This window comes from Ruegeria sp. E1 (assembly GCF_056534225.1).
Map to the genome: position 1 here is coordinate 170447 of NZ_JBQFPE010000010.1, position 19998 is coordinate 190444.

18 protein-coding genes and 3 pseudogenes are annotated in these 19998 nt (G+C 52.3%); 12 read left to right on the forward strand and 9 right to left on the reverse strand.

The genetic code is table 11. From position 1 onward, the window contains the following. Nucleotides 1–216: 216 nt before the first annotated feature. The 5 genes from ACR0FG_RS14270 to ACR0FG_RS14290 form a co-directional block, all read right to left on the reverse strand. Nucleotides 217–609 (reverse strand): hypothetical protein, encoded by a 393-nt coding sequence (locus ACR0FG_RS14270; RefSeq protein WP_480893673.1) that lies wholly within the window; start codon nt 607–609, stop codon nt 217–219. 146 nt (nt 610–755) lie between these two features. Then, nucleotides 756–1091 (reverse strand): RNA ligase, encoded by a 336-nt coding sequence (locus tag ACR0FG_RS14275; RefSeq protein ID WP_480893655.1) that lies wholly within the window; start codon nt 1089–1091, stop codon nt 756–758. Further along, entirely contained in the window at nt 1079–1237 is a 159-nt protein-coding gene (locus tag ACR0FG_RS14280) for a hypothetical protein (RefSeq protein WP_480893656.1), read from the reverse strand. The genes ACR0FG_RS14275 and ACR0FG_RS14280 overlap by 13 nt, the downstream gene beginning before the upstream one ends. 176 nt (nt 1238–1413) lie before the next feature. After that, nucleotides 1414–1947 carry a 2'-5' RNA ligase family protein gene (locus tag ACR0FG_RS14285; protein WP_170717684.1) on the reverse strand — a complete coding sequence of 178 codons (534 nt, stop codon included), beginning with the start codon at nt 1945–1947 and terminating at the stop codon, nt 1414–1416. Nucleotides 1948–1949: 2 nt separating this feature from the next. Then, on the reverse strand, nt 1950–2963 hold the full coding sequence (locus tag ACR0FG_RS14290) for a LacI family DNA-binding transcriptional regulator (RefSeq protein ID WP_480893658.1): 1014 nt from the start codon (nt 2961–2963) through the stop codon (nt 1950–1952). Between the two features lie 143 nt (nt 2964–3106). On the opposite strand from ACR0FG_RS14290, the gene ACR0FG_RS14295 reads away from it, so the two are divergent. From ACR0FG_RS14295 to ACR0FG_RS14315, 5 genes are all read left to right on the forward strand, one after another. Continuing rightward, nucleotides 3107–4279 (forward strand): ABC transporter ATP-binding protein, encoded by a 1173-nt coding sequence (locus ACR0FG_RS14295; RefSeq protein WP_480893659.1) that lies wholly within the window; start codon nt 3107–3109, stop codon nt 4277–4279. 17 nt (nt 4280–4296) lie between these two features. Further along, nucleotides 4297–5439: an extracellular solute-binding protein gene (locus tag ACR0FG_RS14300; RefSeq protein ID WP_480893660.1), complete on the forward strand. Its 1143-nt coding sequence runs from the start codon at nt 4297–4299 to the stop codon at nt 5437–5439. Nucleotides 5440–5514: 75 nt separating this feature from the next. Beyond that, entirely contained in the window at nt 5515–6351 is an 837-nt protein-coding gene (locus ACR0FG_RS14305; RefSeq protein ID WP_170717687.1) for an ABC transporter permease subunit, read from the forward strand. Beyond that, on the forward strand, nt 6348–7151 hold the full coding sequence (locus ACR0FG_RS14310; RefSeq protein WP_480893662.1) for an ABC transporter permease: 804 nt from the start codon (nt 6348–6350) through the stop codon (nt 7149–7151). Before ACR0FG_RS14305 ends, ACR0FG_RS14310 begins: the two co-directional genes overlap by 4 nt. Nucleotide 7152: 1 nt before the next feature. Beyond that, nucleotides 7153–7932, forward strand: a complete 780-nt coding sequence (locus ACR0FG_RS14315; RefSeq protein WP_480893664.1) for an inositol monophosphatase family protein — start codon at nt 7153–7155, stop codon at nt 7930–7932. 153 nt (nt 7933–8085) lie between these two features. Here ACR0FG_RS14315 and ACR0FG_RS14320 read toward each other — a convergent pair. Next, nucleotides 8086–8372: pseudogene (locus ACR0FG_RS14320) on the reverse strand (IS481 family transposase); the annotation flags it as partial. 62 nt (nt 8373–8434) lie between these two features. Here ACR0FG_RS14320 and glf point away from each other — a divergent pair. The 7 genes and pseudogenes from glf to ACR0FG_RS14355 form a co-directional block, all read left to right on the forward strand. Further along, nucleotides 8435–9604 carry a UDP-galactopyranose mutase gene (gene glf, locus ACR0FG_RS14325; RefSeq protein ID WP_480893665.1) on the forward strand — a complete coding sequence of 390 codons (1170 nt, stop codon included), beginning with the start codon at nt 8435–8437 and terminating at the stop codon, nt 9602–9604. An 11-nt stretch (nt 9605–9615) separates the two neighbouring features. After that, complete coding sequence (locus tag ACR0FG_RS14330; RefSeq protein WP_480893674.1) at nt 9616–11814, forward strand: glycosyltransferase family 2 protein; 2199 nt, start codon at nt 9616–9618, stop codon at nt 11812–11814. Between the two features lie 46 nt (nt 11815–11860). After that, complete coding sequence (locus tag ACR0FG_RS14335; protein WP_480893666.1) at nt 11861–12511, forward strand: class I SAM-dependent methyltransferase; 651 nt, start codon at nt 11861–11863, stop codon at nt 12509–12511. Continuing rightward, a complete protein-coding gene (locus tag ACR0FG_RS14340) occupies nt 12508–13410 on the forward strand; it encodes a hypothetical protein (RefSeq protein WP_480893667.1) in 903 nt (300 codons plus the stop codon). Before ACR0FG_RS14335 ends, ACR0FG_RS14340 begins: the two co-directional genes overlap by 4 nt. A gap of 453 nt (nt 13411–13863) precedes the next feature. Further along, the gene (locus tag ACR0FG_RS14345) at nt 13864–14937 is read left to right on the forward strand and encodes a glycosyltransferase family 2 protein (RefSeq protein WP_480893668.1); all 1074 of its coding nucleotides are present in this window, start codon (nt 13864–13866) and stop codon (nt 14935–14937) included. 56 nt (nt 14938–14993) lie between these two features. Beyond that, the gene (locus ACR0FG_RS14350; RefSeq protein WP_480893669.1) at nt 14994–17240 is read left to right on the forward strand and encodes a glycosyltransferase family 2 protein; all 2247 of its coding nucleotides are present in this window, start codon (nt 14994–14996) and stop codon (nt 17238–17240) included. Nucleotides 17241–17485: 245 nt separating this feature from the next. Then, nucleotides 17486–17675 (forward strand): annotated as a pseudogene (locus ACR0FG_RS14355) (IS5/IS1182 family transposase); the annotation flags it as partial. 88 nt (nt 17676–17763) lie between these two features. On the opposite strand, the gene ACR0FG_RS14360 reads toward ACR0FG_RS14355, so the two are convergent. From ACR0FG_RS14360 to ACR0FG_RS14370, 3 genes and pseudogenes are all read right to left on the reverse strand, one after another. Further along, nucleotides 17764–18522: a hypothetical protein gene (locus tag ACR0FG_RS14360; RefSeq protein WP_480893671.1), complete on the reverse strand. Its 759-nt coding sequence runs from the start codon at nt 18520–18522 to the stop codon at nt 17764–17766. 35 nt (nt 18523–18557) lie between these two features. Continuing rightward, nucleotides 18558–19661, reverse strand: coding sequence for a GSCFA domain-containing protein (locus tag ACR0FG_RS14365; RefSeq protein WP_480893672.1), 1104 nt, complete (start codon nt 19659–19661; stop codon nt 18558–18560). 208 nt (nt 19662–19869) lie between these two features. Further along, nucleotides 19870–19998 (reverse strand): annotated as a pseudogene (locus ACR0FG_RS14370) (IS6 family transposase); the annotation flags it as partial.

Sequence of the window (19998 nt, forward strand, 5' to 3'; positions counted from 1 at the left end):
CCGAAATGGCAGGACTCTGTCATTGCTCTCAAAGGTGCCGCAGACCGGGGCACGCGAACGAAAGAGCGCGAAGTGCCTCTCTAAAAGCATTTGATGTCTTGGAGTGGGCGGATTCAACCGCCCTCTCCCGCCTTAATCCGGCGTGTCAATCGGTTGCCATTGCATCCCGAACAGAGGCCGGATCGCATCGACCTTGTTCTCAGAGCTGGACTCTCACTACAGGATGTCGAGCAGGCTTTTGCTCGATGGTACCCCGTCCAGGGCCCGGAAAGCCACCAATTGCAATCTCGGATCAAGCTCTGCCTTGGCTCTCAATGCAAAATCTTTCCGAGCCAGCTCCCGGTGCTGCGAGACGAAGGCGTCGATCTCCCCTGCCCTGTCATGAACCACACCCATAACGTCGTCATAGTAGGATTGAACCTGCGCGGCATCGTCTAGTGCCAACAGCGGCAGAACATCGTCCAAGGCACCTTTGGCAATCCAGGCCATCAGGTTCTTTTCATGCGCGAGCCCAGCAAGTGCCTTGTGCCGCAGGACATAAGCATCCGCTTTAATCTTCAGCCTTAGGCCATCGTCAAACGCGATGACGTAGCCTTCGAGGCCTTCCAGTGCGCGCGCGTCATTCTAGAACCGGTGCACATCGTCAACGCTGTCGAACTGCGCGACGATCGGAACACTGTACTGGGTGGCAACAGCTTCCAGCTCTGCATGCGGCATGTAAGCCCCAGGCCGCTTATGTCTGATCGCCAGCAAGGTCAGCTGAGGGACAGAACCAACTGGCTCTGGGGCGACGTGAATTCGAAAATCGGCGTGAAGCCTGCCGCGATCATATCGGCGCAAAGTGCTTTCACCTCAGGCCCAGCAACGACCCACCCCGCTCGGGGCTGGGCAAAGATGCCCATCCGGATCATGAACACCATCTCACCCCAGACTATCGTCGGGTGGATCATCGAACCGTCCAGCTTATCCAGAACCGCATGGGATACATCCCGCGGCTCTTCCTGCACCGGGCGCTTTTCACCCAGGTTGAAGAACTTGTGGAACGGCCGTACGATCAGTTTGCTGGCGGGATCAATTTTCAACCCAGGCATTCCCGCGTCAGCGCACTGTAGAACGTGTTGTCCAGCGTGTAGAGGTAGTTGATCACCGAGTAGCCGCCGTTCACTGCAGGAGAAAAAGGCAGGGAGCCTCCAAACTCGCGGAATGCAAACTCTGCCATAATTGCTATTTGGGGCACTCGGTGACTATGCTTCCGCTGGATGCTGACCTACATTTTCACTGAAGCAGCATGCAGCTACCCCGCCAAAAAAACATGCGATGTATGTCAGTTCACAATGGCAAGACGAGTTCTGAGTGGGCTCAGGCATCTAAAGAAACAATAACAAACTCCGCAGCATAAGCCCAAGAACCTGCCTAAGAGGTTTTGAGCCTAAATGATCGCAATGTTTCCCAATCCTCAACCGGCAGGTTTTGGCTGGACTTCACCAGATGCAAATGCCGGAAACTAAGTGTTACGCCAGTCAAGTCTTTTAAGGCTTCGGTTTCTGCAGCTTTGATTTCGGGATTGATCGGACCATAGGCGACGCTGATATGCGGCAGAAATTCTCGCGGGCGCTGAGAGGCCGGCAAAGCTTGCGCCAGCGCTGCTTGCTCGCGGATAAGGTTGGGCGGGGGCAATAGGTCCAGATACAAAGACTTAAAGAACAGATCTTCCGCCTTAACATCGGTCACGGTCAGTTTGTGGCATGAAAAACCGGATGATATGCTACCAAGGCGTGCAGCCAGCTCTGCCTCTTCAGCCGCAATGTCACCCATGAGCGTCACGTGCGGTACAAAGGACGGAGCACCATGCGCATTGGCGAAATTACTGATCCGGTTGCTCAACGCGGTCAGCTCCGGTTCCTCGGGGATCATCCAGACAGAATATGTTGCGACATCGGCCTTCATGGTCAATGCGTTCCTCGTGAGATAAATTCCGGGGCGATTAAGACAGTTTCACCCGGTTTTGCCGGTTGATCCAATCTTTCGGAAAGCAGCCGCAATATCTCGGAAACGGTCTGGTCCATGTCGTTGCGTACGGTGGACAACTGAATATTTGGCCATTGGGCAATCGCGATGTCATCAAAGCCCACCACAGACAAATCCGTCGGAATGTTCAGCCCAAACACCTGACGGGCCGCTGTCAGGGCACCCAGCGCCATTGCATCGTTTGCACAAAACAATCCGTCGATACCGCCATTGCCATTCAGGATCCGAGTGATGGACCGGTACCCGCCCTCATAGCTATAGTCGGAATGCTCGATGATGGCAGGTTTCAAGCCCGCTCTCGCCAGGGCGTCTTCAAATCCAGCCATGCGTTCCTGATCCGAAGAAAGGTGCTCCTGACCGCCAAGATATCCAAGCCGAGTTTTCCCCTGGCTGATGAGCTCGGCAACGGCCAAATTCGCCCCGCGCGCATTGTCGCAACAGACACAATCGACCCGTTCAGCCTGCATGATGCGACCGGATACGATCAGAGGAATGTTCAGTTTGGCACAGTGGATCGCAACTGATTCGTCTACGCTCCCGCCACGCAGAATCAGTGCATCCAGCGGATACGCCAGCACTTCAAGGATCTCTGCTTCGGTCGTTTCGACGGACCCGCCGAGCACGACAGGCCACTTGCCCATCCGGTGCAATCCCTGCATCAGCTTGGCCAGAATCTCGCTATCGTAATGGTTCACCAGATCGCCGGTGACGATGGCCACAAGGTTGGATCGACCATTGCTTTGCAGCCCTGCCGCCAACGCGTTGGGCCGGTATCCAAGCTGCTCAGAAACTTTCAGAATCTTCTTTTTCTTATCCTCATCCAGCGGAGAGCCTGGCGTGAACGCTCGCGACACCGCCGAACGCGAAACACCGGCCGCCTGCGCAACCTGCTTCGCTGTAACGCGGCGTGGTTTGGAAGCTTTGCTTGTCGTCATGTTTCAGTCAGGTCTCTTTTTGATCGGTCACAGCTTCTTTTGTGAGTATCTGAAATTTTAGCTTGCGTCATAAAGGTGTCATTACTTACCGTTATGTGAACACGTGTTCACTACATTTGTAGCAGAATTATGGAAGATGCAAAATGAACCTTGCTCCGGTCGACTACGAAACCGCCTCTTCTACTCTTGGTGCCGAGATACAGCTGCGCGGCTTGCGGGTAGGATATGCCGAGCAGGATGTGTTGTCGGACATCGATCTTGACGTGCGGGCCGGAGAGTTCATCGCTCTGCTGGGGGCGTCGGGCTGTGGCAAGACCACGCTGCTGCGCGCGTTGGCTGGTTTTGTCCCGGTGCGTGGCGGCTCGATCTCCGTCGATGGTCAGGACATGAGCCACACAACGCCCGAAAAGCGCGGAATGGCGATGATGTTTCAGTCCTATGCCTTGTGGCCGCATATGAACGTGGCACAGAATATCGGATACGGGCTGAAGCTGCGCGGAAAAAGCAAAGCTCAGATTTCGGCGCGAGTGCAGGAGATGGCGGCGCTGGTGGGGTTGGGCGATCTGATCCACCGCAAGATCGGCGCTTTGTCCGGCGGTCAGCGGCAGCGGGTTGCGCTGGCACGGGCGCTGGCCATCGACCCGCCGGTGTTGTTGCTGGATGAGCCGCTGTCCAACCTCGATGCGGGTATCCGTGCGAATATGCGGCACGAGATCCGCAGCCTGCAACAACGGCTGGGGTTGACCACCGTCCTTGTCACCCATGACCGCGAAGAGGCGATGTCGATGGCCGATCGGGTGGTGATCCTGAATCAGGGGCGCATCGCGCAGGTCGGCACGCCCGAGGATGTGTTTCACACACCCGCAAACCCCTACGTCGCGCGGTTCATGGGGGCTGGAAACACCCTGTCTGGTGAGGCCGATCTTGGCGCGCAATTTGTCGATCTGAAAGTCAACGGCCAACGCTACCGCCTGCCGATCCCAGCCGCAGATGTATCCGGCGTTCATTTCCCAAAGCCCCAAAGCGGCCCCGTCGATATCCTGTTTCACAGCGACGCAGCACAGCTGGGTCAGGCGGCAGATAATGCCCTGTCATTGCCCGGAACGGTGGTTCAACATTCCTATCTGGGATCAGTCTATCGTCATGAAATTCAGGTCGGCGAGGCCCGGATCATGGCGGACAATCCCCACAAGATGCCCATCGGCTCGGCGGTCGATGTAAGCGTACCGGCCACGGCCCTTAGTCTGTTTCCTGCAAAGTCCCAGACAGCCGTGACCGGACCCGAGGCGGCGAGCCAGGCCGCGCAACACCTCTGAGACCCTGGAGAAACACCATGACTTCCAAAATTGCAAATCTTTTTGCATCAGCAGCGATGGCGCTGATCGCAACCAGTGCGGCGCAAGCCGAAAACGTACTCAACGTGGCCTCTGGCGGCAGCCAGAATATGGTCGATTACGTCACCGACTATCTGGGCCCGCTGTTCGAGGAACAGAACCCGGGCTGGACCGTCAATGTGGTCGGCACCGGACCCGGGAACGCGGGTAGTCAGGCGATCCTTGAAAAGATCAAAGCACAGGCTGGAAATGACGCGTGGGATACAGATGTCGTCGTCATGACCCAGCTGAAAACCGGCGAGATGGTGACCGAAGGCCTGCTGCAGCAATATGTCGACGATATCGACACCGGCAAACTGGCCACGCGGGACACGTCCAAAAGCGCTCTGGGCACGGATGTGACCGGCTATGTCATGCCGATGTTCCACAGCCAGACAGCGATCGCTTACAACCCCGATCTTGTTGAAAACCCACCCAACAGCTTTGACGAACTGAAAGCCTGGACCGCCGAAAACAAGGGCGCGTTCGGCTATAACGGGATCAAGAACGGCATGTCCGGCGTCGCCTTCACTGCGGCTTGGATGTATGCCTATGCGGGCAACACCGATCAGCTGATGAACGGCCCCTATGACCCTGAGTTGAAAAACAGCTGGGATCAGGCCCTGAATGACCTTAAAGCGTTCAACGAAAACGTCACCTTTACCCCGGGCAACGCGGGCACCTTGGACATGATGAACCGGGGCGAGATCGTGATGGGCCCGGTCTGGGTCGATATGTTCTACACGTGGCAGGCCGACGGGCGTCTGAACCCAAATCTCAAACTGCTGCTGCCCGAGCCGGGAATGCCGGGACAACCTTACTACTACGCGGTTCCCGCCAAGGCCGAAAATGCCGAAGCTGCCCGCAAGTTCATCGCGCTGGCCACCAGCCCCGACGTGCAGGCCGAGGGCATCGTCAAACGCTTCAACTGGTACCCGGGCATCGACGCCCAGCATGTTGAAACCTCGCTGGACAAAGAGGTCTGGGACAAGCTGTTCACTGACGTAACTCCTGAAGAGTTGGCCAGCAAAGGTAAGCCGTTCCCGCTGGGTCCGTTCTTCGACGATATCCGCGAGGCCTATGAGCAAAAGGTTTCCAATTAAGTCTCCCAACAACGGAAACCTTGGTGCGGGCTTATTCCGTTCGGCCCGCACCTGAACATTCTGGACCGGATAACGATGATCACACGCAAAACCTCATTGGTTCTGGTTGCCCCGGCAATTGTGTTGCTTGGGTTGCTGTTTCTCTACCCCTTGGGCTATTCTCTGCTTTGGGCGTTCCGGGACGAGGATCTCGGCGGTTGGGGTCTGCAGAATTTCATCAAGGCGTTTGGCCTTTATTCCAATGACATCCTGTTCACACTGATCATCGTCACCCTGTCCACTGTCATCATCGGAGGCTTCTCCGTTGCCATTGGCGGTTATCTGACGCTTGGTGAAAATCGTGTTGCCCTTGCGGTGCTGCGCTGGCTTTACCGCTGGCCCCTGTTCATTCCCTTCGTGGTCGCCGCGCAACTGATGCGGACGTTTCTGGCCAAGAACGGCATGATGAACAACATCGTCGTCTCGACCGGGTTGATGGAGCCGTTACAGGCGGCCAGCTATCTGGATTGGCGCGGCATCGTGATCACTTTCGTCTGGAAACAGACGCCTTTCGTGGCCTTGCTGGTCGCAGGCGCCATGGCCGCGCTGGATCGTTCCACGATCGAGGCGGCTCGCAATCTGGGCGCGTCCCGATTGCGCATCCTGTTCGAAATTGTCGTGCCTCAAGTCGCCACGACACTGATGGTCGGGTTGATCCTGTCATATGTGGTGATGATGTCGGTGTTGTCTGTTCCACTGATGATCAATGCGCAGACTCCAACCATGATCACCGTCGACATGGCATGGCGCATCAACGCCTATTCCGACTACGGCGTCGCCAATGCGCTTGGCTTCATCTCATATGCCATGACGGCCGTTATCGCTTGGATCTACCTGCGCCAGGGCGTGCGGGAAGGAGGGAAGCCAGCATGATCCTTCTGCGCACGACCGTGACGGCCATTCTGCTGACCCTGTTGGCCTTCACCATTTTCGGACCGATCACCAACATGCTGATCTGGTCGGTGGCCGAAACATGGTATTTCCCCGCCAAACTTCCACAAAGCTATGGCTTTTCATTTTGGGAACGTGTGTTTCGCCCCCAGGGCAACGCTATGGAATCGCTTTGGAGTTCGGTACTGATCGCGCTGTTTACAGTACTGGCCTCGCTGGCAGTGGCGATACCGGCAGGGCTGGCGCTTGGACGTGGCAGCCTGCCGTGGAGGACATTCTTTCTCCTCCTTTTCCTGTTGCCGCAGGCTTTCCCGTCCATTGCAGTACATATGAACATTGCGCGCATTTTCTACGGGCTGGGCCTGAATGGCACCTATCTCGGCGTGGTTTTGGTCCATACGATCCAGGGTCTTGTGTTTTCGGTTTGGATTGCCACCGCTGCCTTTGCCGCTGTGGACCGTGAACTTGAGGAGGCCGCCGCCAACATAGGGGCCTCGCCCTTTACCGTATTCCGCACCGTGACTCTGCCGCTTGCGCTGCCCGGCCTGATGGCCAGCGCCATCTTCGTTTTCCTCATCTCGCTGGACGAGTTCACTGGCACCTATTTTGTTGGCGTGCCGGACGTGACTACCATGCCCTTGCTGCTGTTCACGGCGTCGATGGAAGGGAACTATCAGATCGCCTCAATCACTGCGCTTATTCTGCTGGTGCCTTCGGTGGGGTTCATGTTGTTCATCGAACGGTTCCTGAAATCTGACGTTCTGGCAAAAGTAGGAAGCTGACATGACCGACTTAGATGCTCGTCTGACATTCGCCAAATCGCTGGCGCAGGAGGCCGGAGATTTAGCTCAACGCCTCAGGTCAGAAAGAAGTGCCGAGTTTGTCGCTGAAAAAGGCCCGCAGGACTTCGTGACATTCGCGGATCGCGCCGTCGAAGACCTGATCCGCAGTCGGATTGCGGACAACTGGCCATCAGACGCTATGCTGGGTGAAGAAGGCGGCGTGTCCGGCACTGGGCAAGCTCTCTGGGTTGTGGATCCAATTGACGGTACCGCCAATTTCATGCGGGGTCATCGGGACTGGGGCGTTTGCATCGCTTTCTATGACGGAGCCCGGATACCGCTGGGCGTGATCTGCGCCCCGGATATGAACATGCTGGCCTGGGCCGCCGCTGGATCTGGTGCTTGGCTGAACGGAAAGCGGCTACACGTTTCGGACTGTACGGAACCCGATCGTGCATTGCTATTGCTGGGTTGGTCGAACCGCCGCCCGGTTGCCGAGCATACTGCCCTGATCCAGACACTGCTGGATGCGGGCATGGAGTACCGCCGCAATGGATCAGCCGCGATCAGTCTGTTAGCCGTCGCTGCAGGACAAGCCGAAGGATACTATGAGGCGCATCTGAACGCCTGGGATGCCTTCGCCGCTATTCCCATGATTACGGAAGCGGGAGGCCAAGTCGATTGCGACCCACTGGAGCACTTTCTGATGCATGGCAGCCGGGTTCTGGCTTGCAACAAATACATGCATCCAGCAATCCGCGAATGCGTGGAACGGTGGTGACGAAAGCGCCGTGGTTTCGATTCAAAGGCGCTAACTGTGAATAGTTGAGAGCGGCCCGTCAAACCGGCCATTCGCCGCTAATATAAAATCTGAGACATACCGAACGGACAAAATGCGGGACAAAGCAGACTTGTGCCGTCGCGGTTATTGCTGACGCAGCATTTGCTCGCGTTTGAGCCGTGGTATTGATGCCTTCAAAGCTTGGGGCAGTCGTCCAGTTCCAGTAGGGTGTGCCGCCGGAACGCGACAACCATGGCTACCTCGTCTTAGCTAAGAATGGTTGAGCGAAGCTCTCGCGGTCCAGTCCTCTGGCCTTCGACTGATTGGCGTTTGCGCCACTTCGCGACCGTCTTGGTGTTGTGCCCAACCTCACTGCTCAGTTCATAGATCGAAGTTTTCGATCGCTGTATTGCTGCTCTGATGGCATTGGGCGTTGTCAGTGTCGGTAGAGTAGTCTAGTTCTTCGCTAGAATTAGGCCTTGGCAAGAAAGCAGCAGCGACAATGATAAGCCCTCTGAGCAAGCTGACAATCTTGTGTGTGGGTGCGGGTTTTAGCGGTGCTGTGATCGCGCGAGAATTTGCAGAGCAAGGCTGCAAGGTCTATGTTATTGACGAGCGTCCACATATTGCTGGAAACTGCCACACCGAGCGTGACAAAAAGTCAGGCGTGATGGTGCACAAGTACGGACCTCATATTTTTCACACCAGCAGTGAAACAATCTGGGCCTATGTAAACCGGTTCGCGAATTTCATGCCGTTCACCAATCGTGTAAAAGCGACATCGCAAGGGCAAGTATATTCGCTGCCGATCAATTTACACACGATCAATCAGCTGTTCGGAAAAACCATGGGCCCCGCTGAGGCCGAAGTCTTTCTGAAAGAGGAATGTGCCGTCGCGATCGAGAGCCCCCAATCTTTCGAAGAACAGGCGCTCGCGTTCGTTGGGCAGAAAATCTATGAGGCCTTCTTCAAAGGATATACACGCAAGCAATGGGGCGTCGAGCCGACAGAGCTTCCGGCTTCCATCCTGAAACGGCTGCCCTTGCGCTTCACCTATGACGACAACTATTTCAACGACAAGTATCAGGGCATTCCGAAGAACGGCTACACGGACATGGTCGCCGCTATTTTGGACCATCCGGGTATCAATGTATCTTTGGCTACTCGATTTGAAGATCTAGATGAGACCTATGATCATGTCTTCTATTCCGGACCTATTGATCGCTATTTCGGCTACAGGCTTGGTGATCTAAGGTATCGGACACTGGACTTTGAAGAGGTTCGCGATGCAGGTGATCTGCTGGGCACTGCTGTCATGAACTACTGTGACGAAGACATCCCGTGGACGCGAATTTCTGATCACAAGTATTTTGCCCCGTGGGAAATGGATCAGACAACCGGGACCGTTGCCTACAAAGAGTTTTCGCGCCTGAGCGGCAGAGACGACATACCTTACTACCCGCTGAGACTGCTCAATGATAAAGGGCTTCTGGAAAAGTATGTTGGGCTTGTGCAGGCAGAGAAGAACGTCACTTTTGTTGGTCGCTTAGGAACGTATCGTTACATCGATATGGACAAGACAATCGGCGAAGCGCTTGAGACATCCAGGCAGGCATTAACGTCTTTGAGTCGCGGCGAGACCCCGAAGAAGTTCTATCAGGAGGTGCTGTAAACTTGTCCAAGGTGCTTGATCTTGAACTATCGTCTTTGATCTTTGAACGAGATGATCCGGCGCTTACAAGAGAGCGGCTTGGTGTCGCTGAAGAACGTGATCCCAATTATGATGCGCGGTATGATTTTCGGACATTTATCTACGATTGCTACTTCGATACCGATCTAGGGAAAATTGTTCTGATATGCCCTAAACTTCTGAACTTCAAAGACCTTCTCAAGGATATCAGTTGGTGGGCTGACGGCCAAAAGATCGAGATCTCCAAAGTTGCAGAAATCTCTCGGGGGTCGCTGATCATTCTTGATGCTCCAACTGAAACACCAGTAGAGTTACAGATTAGTCATCCGTTGTTTTCTGGCACACTGCGGGTGAATGCCCAGCACAAGGATGTTTTTGCCGGGAAAAACGCTATATATGCGATTTCGAAAGACAATCACCTGAGCTGGATTCAGGATTGGTTGCGATACTACGTCAAAGAACACGATGCCAACGCGCTGGTTCTTTATGACAATCACTCTACCGCCTACTCAATGGACGAATTGAAAACTGCGGTCGCCGAGGTTGACGGAATCTCGGCTTTTGGCCTGGTTCGGGCGTGGTTTCCTTTTGGTCCGGGCGGCAGCAAGAATACCAACTTCAATTCGAAGTTTCTTCATATGACAATGGTCGAATTGGGCCGCCGTCGTCTTTTGGGTGAGGCCAGGGCGGTTTTGAATGTCGATATTGATGAGTTGGTCTATTCCAAATCAGGCCAGAGCATCTTTGATGCCACCGTCGCATCTGAACAGGGCTATACACGGGTCAACGGCCAATGGGCCTATGCAGATCGTCCTGCCGATGGCCAACTTGTCTGTCATAATGACCACTATGCCATCCGGAGGGATGGTCGCCCCAAGGTGAGCAGAAAATGGTGCGTCGCGCCCCAAGGCCCGCTAAAGGATCGTGCGTGGTTGACGCATCGCATTATCTCTCGCAAGGATCCCTGCGATCCGGATTTTGGTTTCTGGCATTTTCGCAGAATCTCGAACAACTGGGATTATGATCGAGAAGGCTTTAATCTTGATCTGCTTGAAGTTGATAAACGCCTGGTTGGAACGATGGCGCGGGTTTTTGGCGACAATCCTCGGATAGACGCATCCGTCAGGGCTATGATGCCGGAACCGTCGACAGCGGAACCTTCGCCTATCGTCCAAACTCCGCGACGAAAGAGTCTGGCGACGGGACGACGCTCGATCATCATCTCTGCGATGAAAAATGAAGGGCCTTATATTCTGGAATGGGTCGCCTATCATCGGGCAATCGGCTTTGATACGTTTCTGATCTATACCAACGATTGCAGCGACGGGACGGAGCTGATTCTGGATCGGATGCAGGAACTTGGAATTCTGCACCATGAGCGCAACAAGGTGTTGCGGCGGGGGCCCCAGAAAAGCGCATTGAAATATGCAAAGGATCATCCCGCGGTCGCGCAGGCCGACTGGATTATGGTGTCGGATGTCGATGAGTTCCTGAACATCAAGCACGGAGACGGAACGCTTAACGATTTGCTGGATGCGAATGCTGATGCCGATGTCATTTCTGCAACCTGGAAGCTATTTTCGGCGAATGGACGGACCAGGTTCCGCGACAAGCTTGTTATGGCGGAATACACCGAAGCGCAGTTTGATCTGGACGAAGGCGGCGAGCCGCGGAGGTTCGTCAAATCAATATATCGCCAGAATGCACACATCACACGCTTTGGGACGCATGGGCCTATCTTCGAAGATGACAACATGAATGGCATAAAATGGGTGACGCCCGAAGGTGTAGCGGTAGAGGCAGATAGCCCGACGCGACCTCGGCAGAACTTTGGTTATGGTGGGGCACAAGTTAACCACTATGCGGTACGCTCTGTCGACAGCTATCTGGTTAAGTCGGATCGCGGACGGGTGAACCATTTCAGGCAGAGCATGGGGTTGGACTATTGGAAGAAAATGAACAAGCCGGGTAGAGCCGACTGGACCATTCAACGTTGGATTGAACCTACGATGGCTGGCATACGACAGATGATGCAAGACAAACAGCTTGCAGAACTCGTGCTTGCTTCAATTGACTGGCACCACGCCAAAGTTGCTGAGTTGAAGCAGATACCGGCGTTTAGCACGCTTCGCGCCTCTATCATCGAAACAATGCTGGAAGACGAACAAGCGCATCGCTTACACCACCCGTAGTAGATCGCAGCCCGAATTGCACAGCCCGCACAAGAGAGTACAAATATTGACCGATATCAAGGTGAGCAGGGAAGCCTTCTGGAGCACATTTTATGCAGAGCGCAAGCGCGGGGGCCACTTCATGCCTCCGTCTCAGTTTGCAGCTTTCATGAGCCAGGAACTCCCGGATAACGCAACCCTATTCGACATAGGTTGCGGAAACGGCCGTGACTCGTTGTTCTTCGCATCTATCGGTTTCACAACTCTCGGCATTGATGCGTCGGAGGCGGCGATTTCCTTCGCAACTGACTATGCCGCGCAGCACAATGTGGACAATCTCGAATTCATCTGTGCGCATAGCGGAAGCGAGACTTTGGCCGAAGCTTTGCTCCACCGGTCCGCTGTTCCGGTCTGTGTTTATGCCAGGTTTTTCCTGCACGCCATCACCGCTGAAGAACAGGCTGCATTGTTCGAAATGCTTTCACAGACATTGCGGGAAGGTGATATCGTTGCGTTCGAATATCGAACTTGGGAGGATGCCGCTCTGGAGAAAGAAGCGCTGCCGCATTTCAGGCGGTATCAAGCCAGCAGCGATGTTGATCACGCTCTTGCCAATCATGGCTTCGAGAAAGTCTACGGTGTTGAGGGAAACGGGTTCGCAAAATTCAAAACTGAGGATGCAATCGTAGCCCGAGGTGTTTACAGGCGAGAAAAATGACCGATCGAATGGATGAAAAGGAAAGCCGTTTCAGGGCACTTCATAGCCAGATTTGGCAAACCGCTCGTGCAGAGGGAAAAATTGCAAGGCCCGTCCGAACGTTGGGTGCGTTGAAGGCGTGTCATGATCGCGCATGGGAAAATGAATGGTTTGAAGCGGTCATACTGGTGCGCTGTATGGCACGAGTGCGACCTCGTCGCACGCATGGTATGCTGTCTAAATTGTCCAAGCGTTATGAAAAGACTGGAAAGTCCGACAGATTTGCTGAGTTGGAGCAAACCATCAAAGATATTCTAGCACCTGAATTTCTGACACCGCATGGTTATTGCCGAACCTTTGGATCTTATGACAACGATTCATTGGCGCATGAAATGCACTCGGGGGTAAAGCATCTTGAACCGCTCAAATACCCGATCATGCTTTATGCTGGAGCATTGCTGGGAACCGTCAGAGACGGCAAGTTCATTGAACATGACGACGATATAGACCTGGCTGTTATACTAGGTGAACAAACAAAGAGCAGCGTTTTCGACGCATGGCTTTCATATAAGAAAAAGCTTTTGGAACTGGATTTGCTGGCAGCAGGAGAGGCCGAACTGAATTCTGCAGTATTCAGGATTAAGTCCCCGAACGTAACGATGGAAGTTTTTCCCGCTTGGTTGGAGAACGGGAAATTCAGCGTCTACCCCTACTCGCTTGACGAAATGGATGCGCATGAGATCATTCCGCTAAAGGGAATGAAGGAATCCGCTCTTATGTTCCCACAAAACGAAGAAGCTTTGTTAGAGCAGAGCTATGGCACCGGCTGGCGTGTTCCAGATCCGCTCTTTCATGTGAACTGGGCCAGGCAAAAGCGACGTTTCAGTTTTTTGTTTGAGGGTTCCTATTCGTTGAAATAGCAACTGTACCACACGCGATTTGATCGTACGCCGGGTGGAAAGCTGAAAGTCTCTGGCCAGTTCTTGATGAAGTTCCTCAAAGAACTTTTAGGTTCTGGAACGAGATAGTGGACCAGCGGTCCGCTGATCACCATCCCGGCCCGCGACTTGTGGAATTGTCACTCACCGAGGCCTGACAGAGATTCGCGCTCGATCACATACCTGGGCGCTCAGAAACTTATTGCGATACGGGTGGCAAACTTAGAAATTGCTCGTCAAAGCAATGGTTCAGTTCCGCGACCAGTCAAAAACGATCGGTTGCCGCGTTGGTACGTTGTGACTACAATACAAAGAAAACAACGGGCAGAAAAAGTGATAACACCCGGTATCTTTGCAAGAGAGCGTTCGACGAACTGTTTTCGTTGATCGAGCGGAAGAAACTCTTGGCAGCAGATCTGGACAGGGTCTTAGGTGATGCGTCTTCTAATAACCGCGATGAAAAATGAAGCGCCTTTTGTTTTGGAGTGGATCGCCTATCATCGACTTATTGGTTTCGACAACTTCCTAGTTTACTCAAATGACTGCGAAGATGGAACAGATGACCTACTGGATGCGCTTGAAGCTCGTGGCTGGCTCACACATGAGCGGAATCAATCCTACTCCAAAAAGGGCGTGCAATGGACTGCCTTGGATTTGGCTGGAAGACATGAGCTTACCAAGGCTGCAGAATGGGTGTTGTTTTCTGACGTCGATGAGTTTGTGAATATAAAGGCGGGTGAAGGACATCTCGATGATCTGTTCACCGCAGCGCCAGATGCTGATGCCTACGCGCTGACTTGGCGACTCTTTGGCAATAACAACAAGGTCGAGTATTCAGCAGCGCCCGTTTTGGAGGAATTCACGCGCGCAGCGCCATTTCCATGTTATTCGCCTTGGGAGGCGAGCCAATTTAAGACTCTTTTTCGTAACAACGGAGCGTATCAAAAACTGGGAGTACACCGTCCTAAGAACCCGAAACAAAGTCGAAAACACACCATCCGATGGGTCAATGGTTCCGGTCAACCTTTGCCTGAATATTTTCAAGAACGGGGTCTAGCAACATTTGGACCGCTAACTGGAATGGATCTTGTCTGTCTTAACCACTATTCAGTCAAATCTGCTTTTGCCTATCTGGTGAAGTCGGATCGTGGTTTACCAAATAGATCGCACAAAAAAATCGACTTGGGCTATTGGGCGGATCGCAATTTCAATACTGTGAAAGAAACCTCGATTCAGCGTCACCTTCCTGCTCTAAAGAAAACTCTTGATGAGTTGCATGCTGACGATGAGCTCCGACGACTAACGAATAAAGGACTGCAATGGCACAAAAAGCGCGGGCATCAGATTATGGACACACTCGAGGGTCTTGAATTGCTGACACGTATTGTTGGTATTGAGCGAAACGACGTGGATCCCAGCCTCGCCAGAATGTTGCAGGCGAAAGAGTCGGGTCTTCGCAATCGTGAAATTGCCCAAAAATCTACCAAATTGCGAAAGTCTCAAACATGAGCGCGCGGGGAACTTGATCGCTGAGAATTTGGGCCTTCGTATAAGGAGCTATCCTTATGGTTAAATTTAGGCGGGATCGACTAAGAAGTCGTGATTTTGGGGTATTCAAACTGCTCGATGCAATTGAAACGATTGAAGACAATGAGCGGTATTTAAGCCTATTTTTTGATCGTGAAGTTCGACCTGAACAGTTGCATCCGCCAGAAGGCGCAAAGACCCACACATCCAGAACCCTTGCTGGCCTGTCCGTGATACGTTTTCGCTTGATGGACAAAACTCCTTTGGTTTTTTCAGTTGAGGGTCAGGAATATACCATAGAAGCTGCAGCTCCTATTTCCTCTATGTTTGAGGGGCGCAATGCGCTTGCTGCGGTGCGCAATGGAGAATCCGCTGAAATTGTTCTGGATTGGTTGACTTATCACGTTGATCAACATGGGATGAGCGCAGCAATGATCTTCGACAGGGCGAAGCCAAAAAAAGATGAAGTCTTTGCAAAGAATTTACAGTCGGGCATGAGAGATCGCGGCTTAACCTGTGCCGTTGAAGTGCTCGCAAGTGACGTGCCTCTTGGACGGGTAGGGCTACCTTCTGAGCGGCATCCATTTTGCGCACCGGACGCTCCTGGTAAGGACCGAATGAGAGTACCTCAACCTAACCAATGGCAAAGCCCTTTGGGTGTACTTTCATTGTATGAAATGATGCGACTGCGTGGGCTTTCAGCGGCGCGCGCCGTAGCAAACATCGACGTGTGTGATCTTATAACGCGTCGCGACAAGTCCATTTTTGATCTCGCCGTGGAAACGCCAAGCGGTTTGGTGCCATTGGCCGGGCGCCGTTGCTATCCTTGGCGCTTGCGCGATGTATCCCGTCCGCATTTTAGTGATCATATATGCGTACAGTTTGACAGTTTCCACGCTAGTAGGCGATGGTGTATGGCGCCTGAACAGGCTTCCAATCGCGCGGTTTGGCGACTTGTTCGTGTTGGAAATGTAAGTCCAGATCAGACTAATTCAGGTGAGTTCTACCGCTTTGCCGCTTTGCGCCACCCTGTCGCCTCTGTTTCAAAGATCGTGCCCAAGACCTCTTTGATTGAAGACACGCTATTGGTTCGGCAGTCAAAAGATTATTGGAGGACTGAACCACAACGGGTTCCAAAGATATCGCTTGCGCCTGTAGACCATCGGAAGGGAAGGCGGGTCGTTGTAACCACAATGAAAAACGAAGGACCCTTTATACTTGAATGGTTGGCATACCATCGAGCTATTGGGTTTGACGACGTGCTTGTTTACACAAACGATTGCACCGATGGCACGGACACCATGCTACAGCTATTAGAGCGCAAGGGGTTTGTTCATCATCGCGAAAACCCTTTTCGCGATTTGGGGTTGAAGCCTCAGCAGGCGGCGCTGCGTTCTGCTCAAAATGAAGCGGTCGTGAAGGATGCAGCGTGGGTGGCCTGCTTTGATGTGGATGAATTTATCAATGTCAAATGCGGCGATGGGACGTTGGAAGCGTTGTTTGATCGATTACCGCACGCAAACATGATTGCAATGACATGGCGCTTGTTCGGCAATGACAACGTGCATCTTTTTGCGGACACCCCAATTATCGAACAATTCCATCGATGCGCACGAGAGTTTACACCTAAGCCGCATCAAGCATGGGGGTTCAAGACACTCTATCGAAATGTTGGTCTCTTCAAGAAGTTGGGGGTGCATCGGCCAAAGGGGCTAAATTCTCAGCTTTGGGAAAGTGTCAACTGGGTGAATGGGTCGGGCCAGCCTCTGCCGCGCGAGATGTACCGTAGTGGTTGGCGGTCTACCACAAGAACTTTTGGTTATGATCTGGTGCAACTCAATCATTATGCAGTGCGCTCGGCTGAAAGCTTTCTGGTAAAAAGGGATCGGGGCCGGGTGAACCATGTGGATCGTGATCAGGGGCTCGCATATTGGTTTCGTATGAACAATAATGCAGAGGCTGATCACTCTATAGCTCGGATGGTACCTAAGATGCGCGCGGAACTGAATGTGCTTCTAAGTGACCCGGAAATTGCTGCGGCACATGACCATTCTGTGACGCGCCATCGAGCTAAGATCGAAGAGTTGAAGGCACGACCCGACTACGAACAGTTTTTTTCGGTATTGACAAGTCATCGGTTGGAGCGGCTCTCTCTCTTGCATAACCACTTTGGCGCGAACGTTTTTTTGTTGGGGCCAGATGTGGTTCCGGATCACGTTGTGGACCGAGACCCCAACGGTGACTGGTCGTTTACAGTAGAAAAACAAGGTACCACGCAGCATTAGAGCGCAGTTTACTGATTTGTCGCAAGTTCTCCTGAAGGACGAGAAGTAAACGCAGTCGGGTCGATTGTCCTAACAGTTGAACAAACCGCTGATACGGACAGTGTCCGGGTGTGAGCTGACCTTTTGTGATCACGTTGACCAGTCCAATTCCAGCTAGGGCAGATCCCGGTGAATCGAAAGACTTTGAATCTATCATGGGCCTGATCCGACGTTTGATGGCTGACACCCGTATCTCCAGCGGGCTCTGTATCCCAGGCCGAAAATCACGCGACAAGCCTGCGAGATTCGACAAGCGCTGCTGCAAACGCCGCAACAGGATCGAGACTATGTTTGGACGCCTAGAGGATCGATGAGGTGTGGCCACCCCTATGACAGATGCCAAAGGCCTTCCTCTCAGCCATCGCGCTCGCGGCTACCGTTCTATTCCGGCTGTAAATCAATGTAATTGGAGCTCAAGCTAGTCCAATAGGAATTTTCGGAAGAAACCTTCAAGCCTGTAGGTATCGTCAAACTGAAGATACCGCTATTTTCCATTCATTTGATTTAGACAAATTTGAAACCAGTTGATATTTGCGCATGTTCCTAGATGTGCATAATCGTAGTTGGCAGCACCGCTTAGTCCCTCTGCCTCTAGCTCAAATTGCCGCGAGTGCTCAAACTTGGTCAATAATCCATCTGTTACGAATTGGTCTGGCTGTAATATCAAATTAAACCCATTTTCCGCCAATGCTGATCCCAAAGCCGACATATACGTCTCCCAATGCCTTTTCAATCCATCAGTGTTAGCATTAAGTTGGCCATAAACGCCTATCTTTGAATTGGAACTTTCCAAAAAAGTTTCAATAGGATGCGGGGCTGGAAGAATATGGACGTTTCCTTTCACATTGTGCCACCAATCTGGTGGTAGCACCGATTTGGCCAAATCGGCGCAACAAACTGAATATGTTTCTTTCGACATAATATTTGGGCGATCCCGTTTTTGGCATCCCAAGATATCATAATTTGCCAACGTTTGTTTTATCGCGAATTGACCAACATCATATCCAACTACAATGATTTCGTTATATTGATTGAGATCAATTTTAGTTTTTCCATTGTGCTTTCTCAACAACCTAGACACTCGTCTCAATGTCTTAGGATCCAATGTAGCGGCAATTTGATCTATGGAAAAAATGCCAGCGCTATCCAACGCCAGCTTTGCAAAATGTCGCTCGCGAAGAACAAATCCATCGATTTCGACAGTCGGAACATATTCCGGTAATGCGCGCACCGCTTTCAGCATTTGGAACGCGTGCGAGGTTCCTACAATACAAATCTTCATTTTTTGTCTGCAAAACTGTCTAGCATCGCCTCTTCGCAAACAAGGTCATCTGAATCATCAACATCGTTGCTAACAATATGAGGTAAAGTGTGGCCGGTTTCTTCCACGACTGAATGCCCATGTGCTGTTAAGAATGTTCTCATGGCAATCTGCACGCCAACATCTGAAACGCTTCGTTTATTCGATGCATAGTATTCCCCATCGAACCCCGAACTGGTGATCAATTCATAGGATGGATAGTAATCAACATCTTCAAATTCTTCGTAAATCATCCCGCAAACAGCCCTTAATACCGATTTCGAATAGCAGCTCGCAACTTGCACATGTTGCCCGCTGGCAGTCGCTGTAAGCGGAACTGGTGACACGGAAACTAGGAATTTCACTTTGGGGTTTATTTTTCTTAGCCGATCGCGAAACTCAATAAAATCCTGATAAATTTCTGTAACTGAATAGTTGTGAAACTGATAAACTTCGGAATCGAAGCTACCAGCGATTGTTCCCGGCGCGGTTGGGTAGACATCACCAGTACTCGCATAGACCCAAGCTTCGGTAAGTCCGAACGTAAATACGGCCAAATCGCATTTCTCAACAGCCTCGCGAACTTTTTTTAGGTGTTCCGCACGAAGCGCTCGCACCTCCTCGGGACTGGAAAAGCCTTGGGGCTCAATGCCAGGTCGTTGTGCATCGAAATATTTCGTATCTTTTTTCCAGACGTCTTCGGTTGGTTTATAACCGTCAAATGTCTCCCGCATCAGCTGAATCAATTGGCGCGACGTATATATATTTCCATATCTCGCTGAATATAGACGATAGCCGCGCAATTTGGCATTATCTTCCGAAACATATTCAGGCAATCGTTCCGTATCAATAACATTGAAGCCGGTCTCGCGTAACACACGACCTATATGTTGTGCAAAGCAGCTACCAGCTGTCATTATTCCCATTTCTTTGGAAATTGTAAATTTCGGGTGGTAAAAATCACCAAATTGATGGCTCGCCGCTTTGGAAACCGCGGTTCGCCAGTAGGCACGCCTCGGTAAATTTAGATAAGGGCTCTGGGGCATTGTCTTTAGCGTGGTTTTTTGATTGGGATTAGCCACTATCCGTCTGAGTGATCTTGAGAAGATAATATCTCCTTGTTGAGTTGCCAAGCTATTTAATGTGGATCAGAAGGGACTGTTGCCTTGGGATCAAGACCCATTGATATCCGACTGGCAGAATTAAACGCTCTTCAACTCACGCACCGAGGCCCGTGAAGGATCTGTTGCGAAATTTTGACTGGCGACAGCGATAGCATTGTGCCGGGGGTTAAGCGGCCAGCTCTGCAAATTGCCGAAACGGACAGACTCCGGGCGTGATTTGACCTTTGCGGATCATGTGTGCCACTTCGATTCCGTCGAGGGTTGCCGCAGCTGAAGCGAACGCCTTGAATCCTAG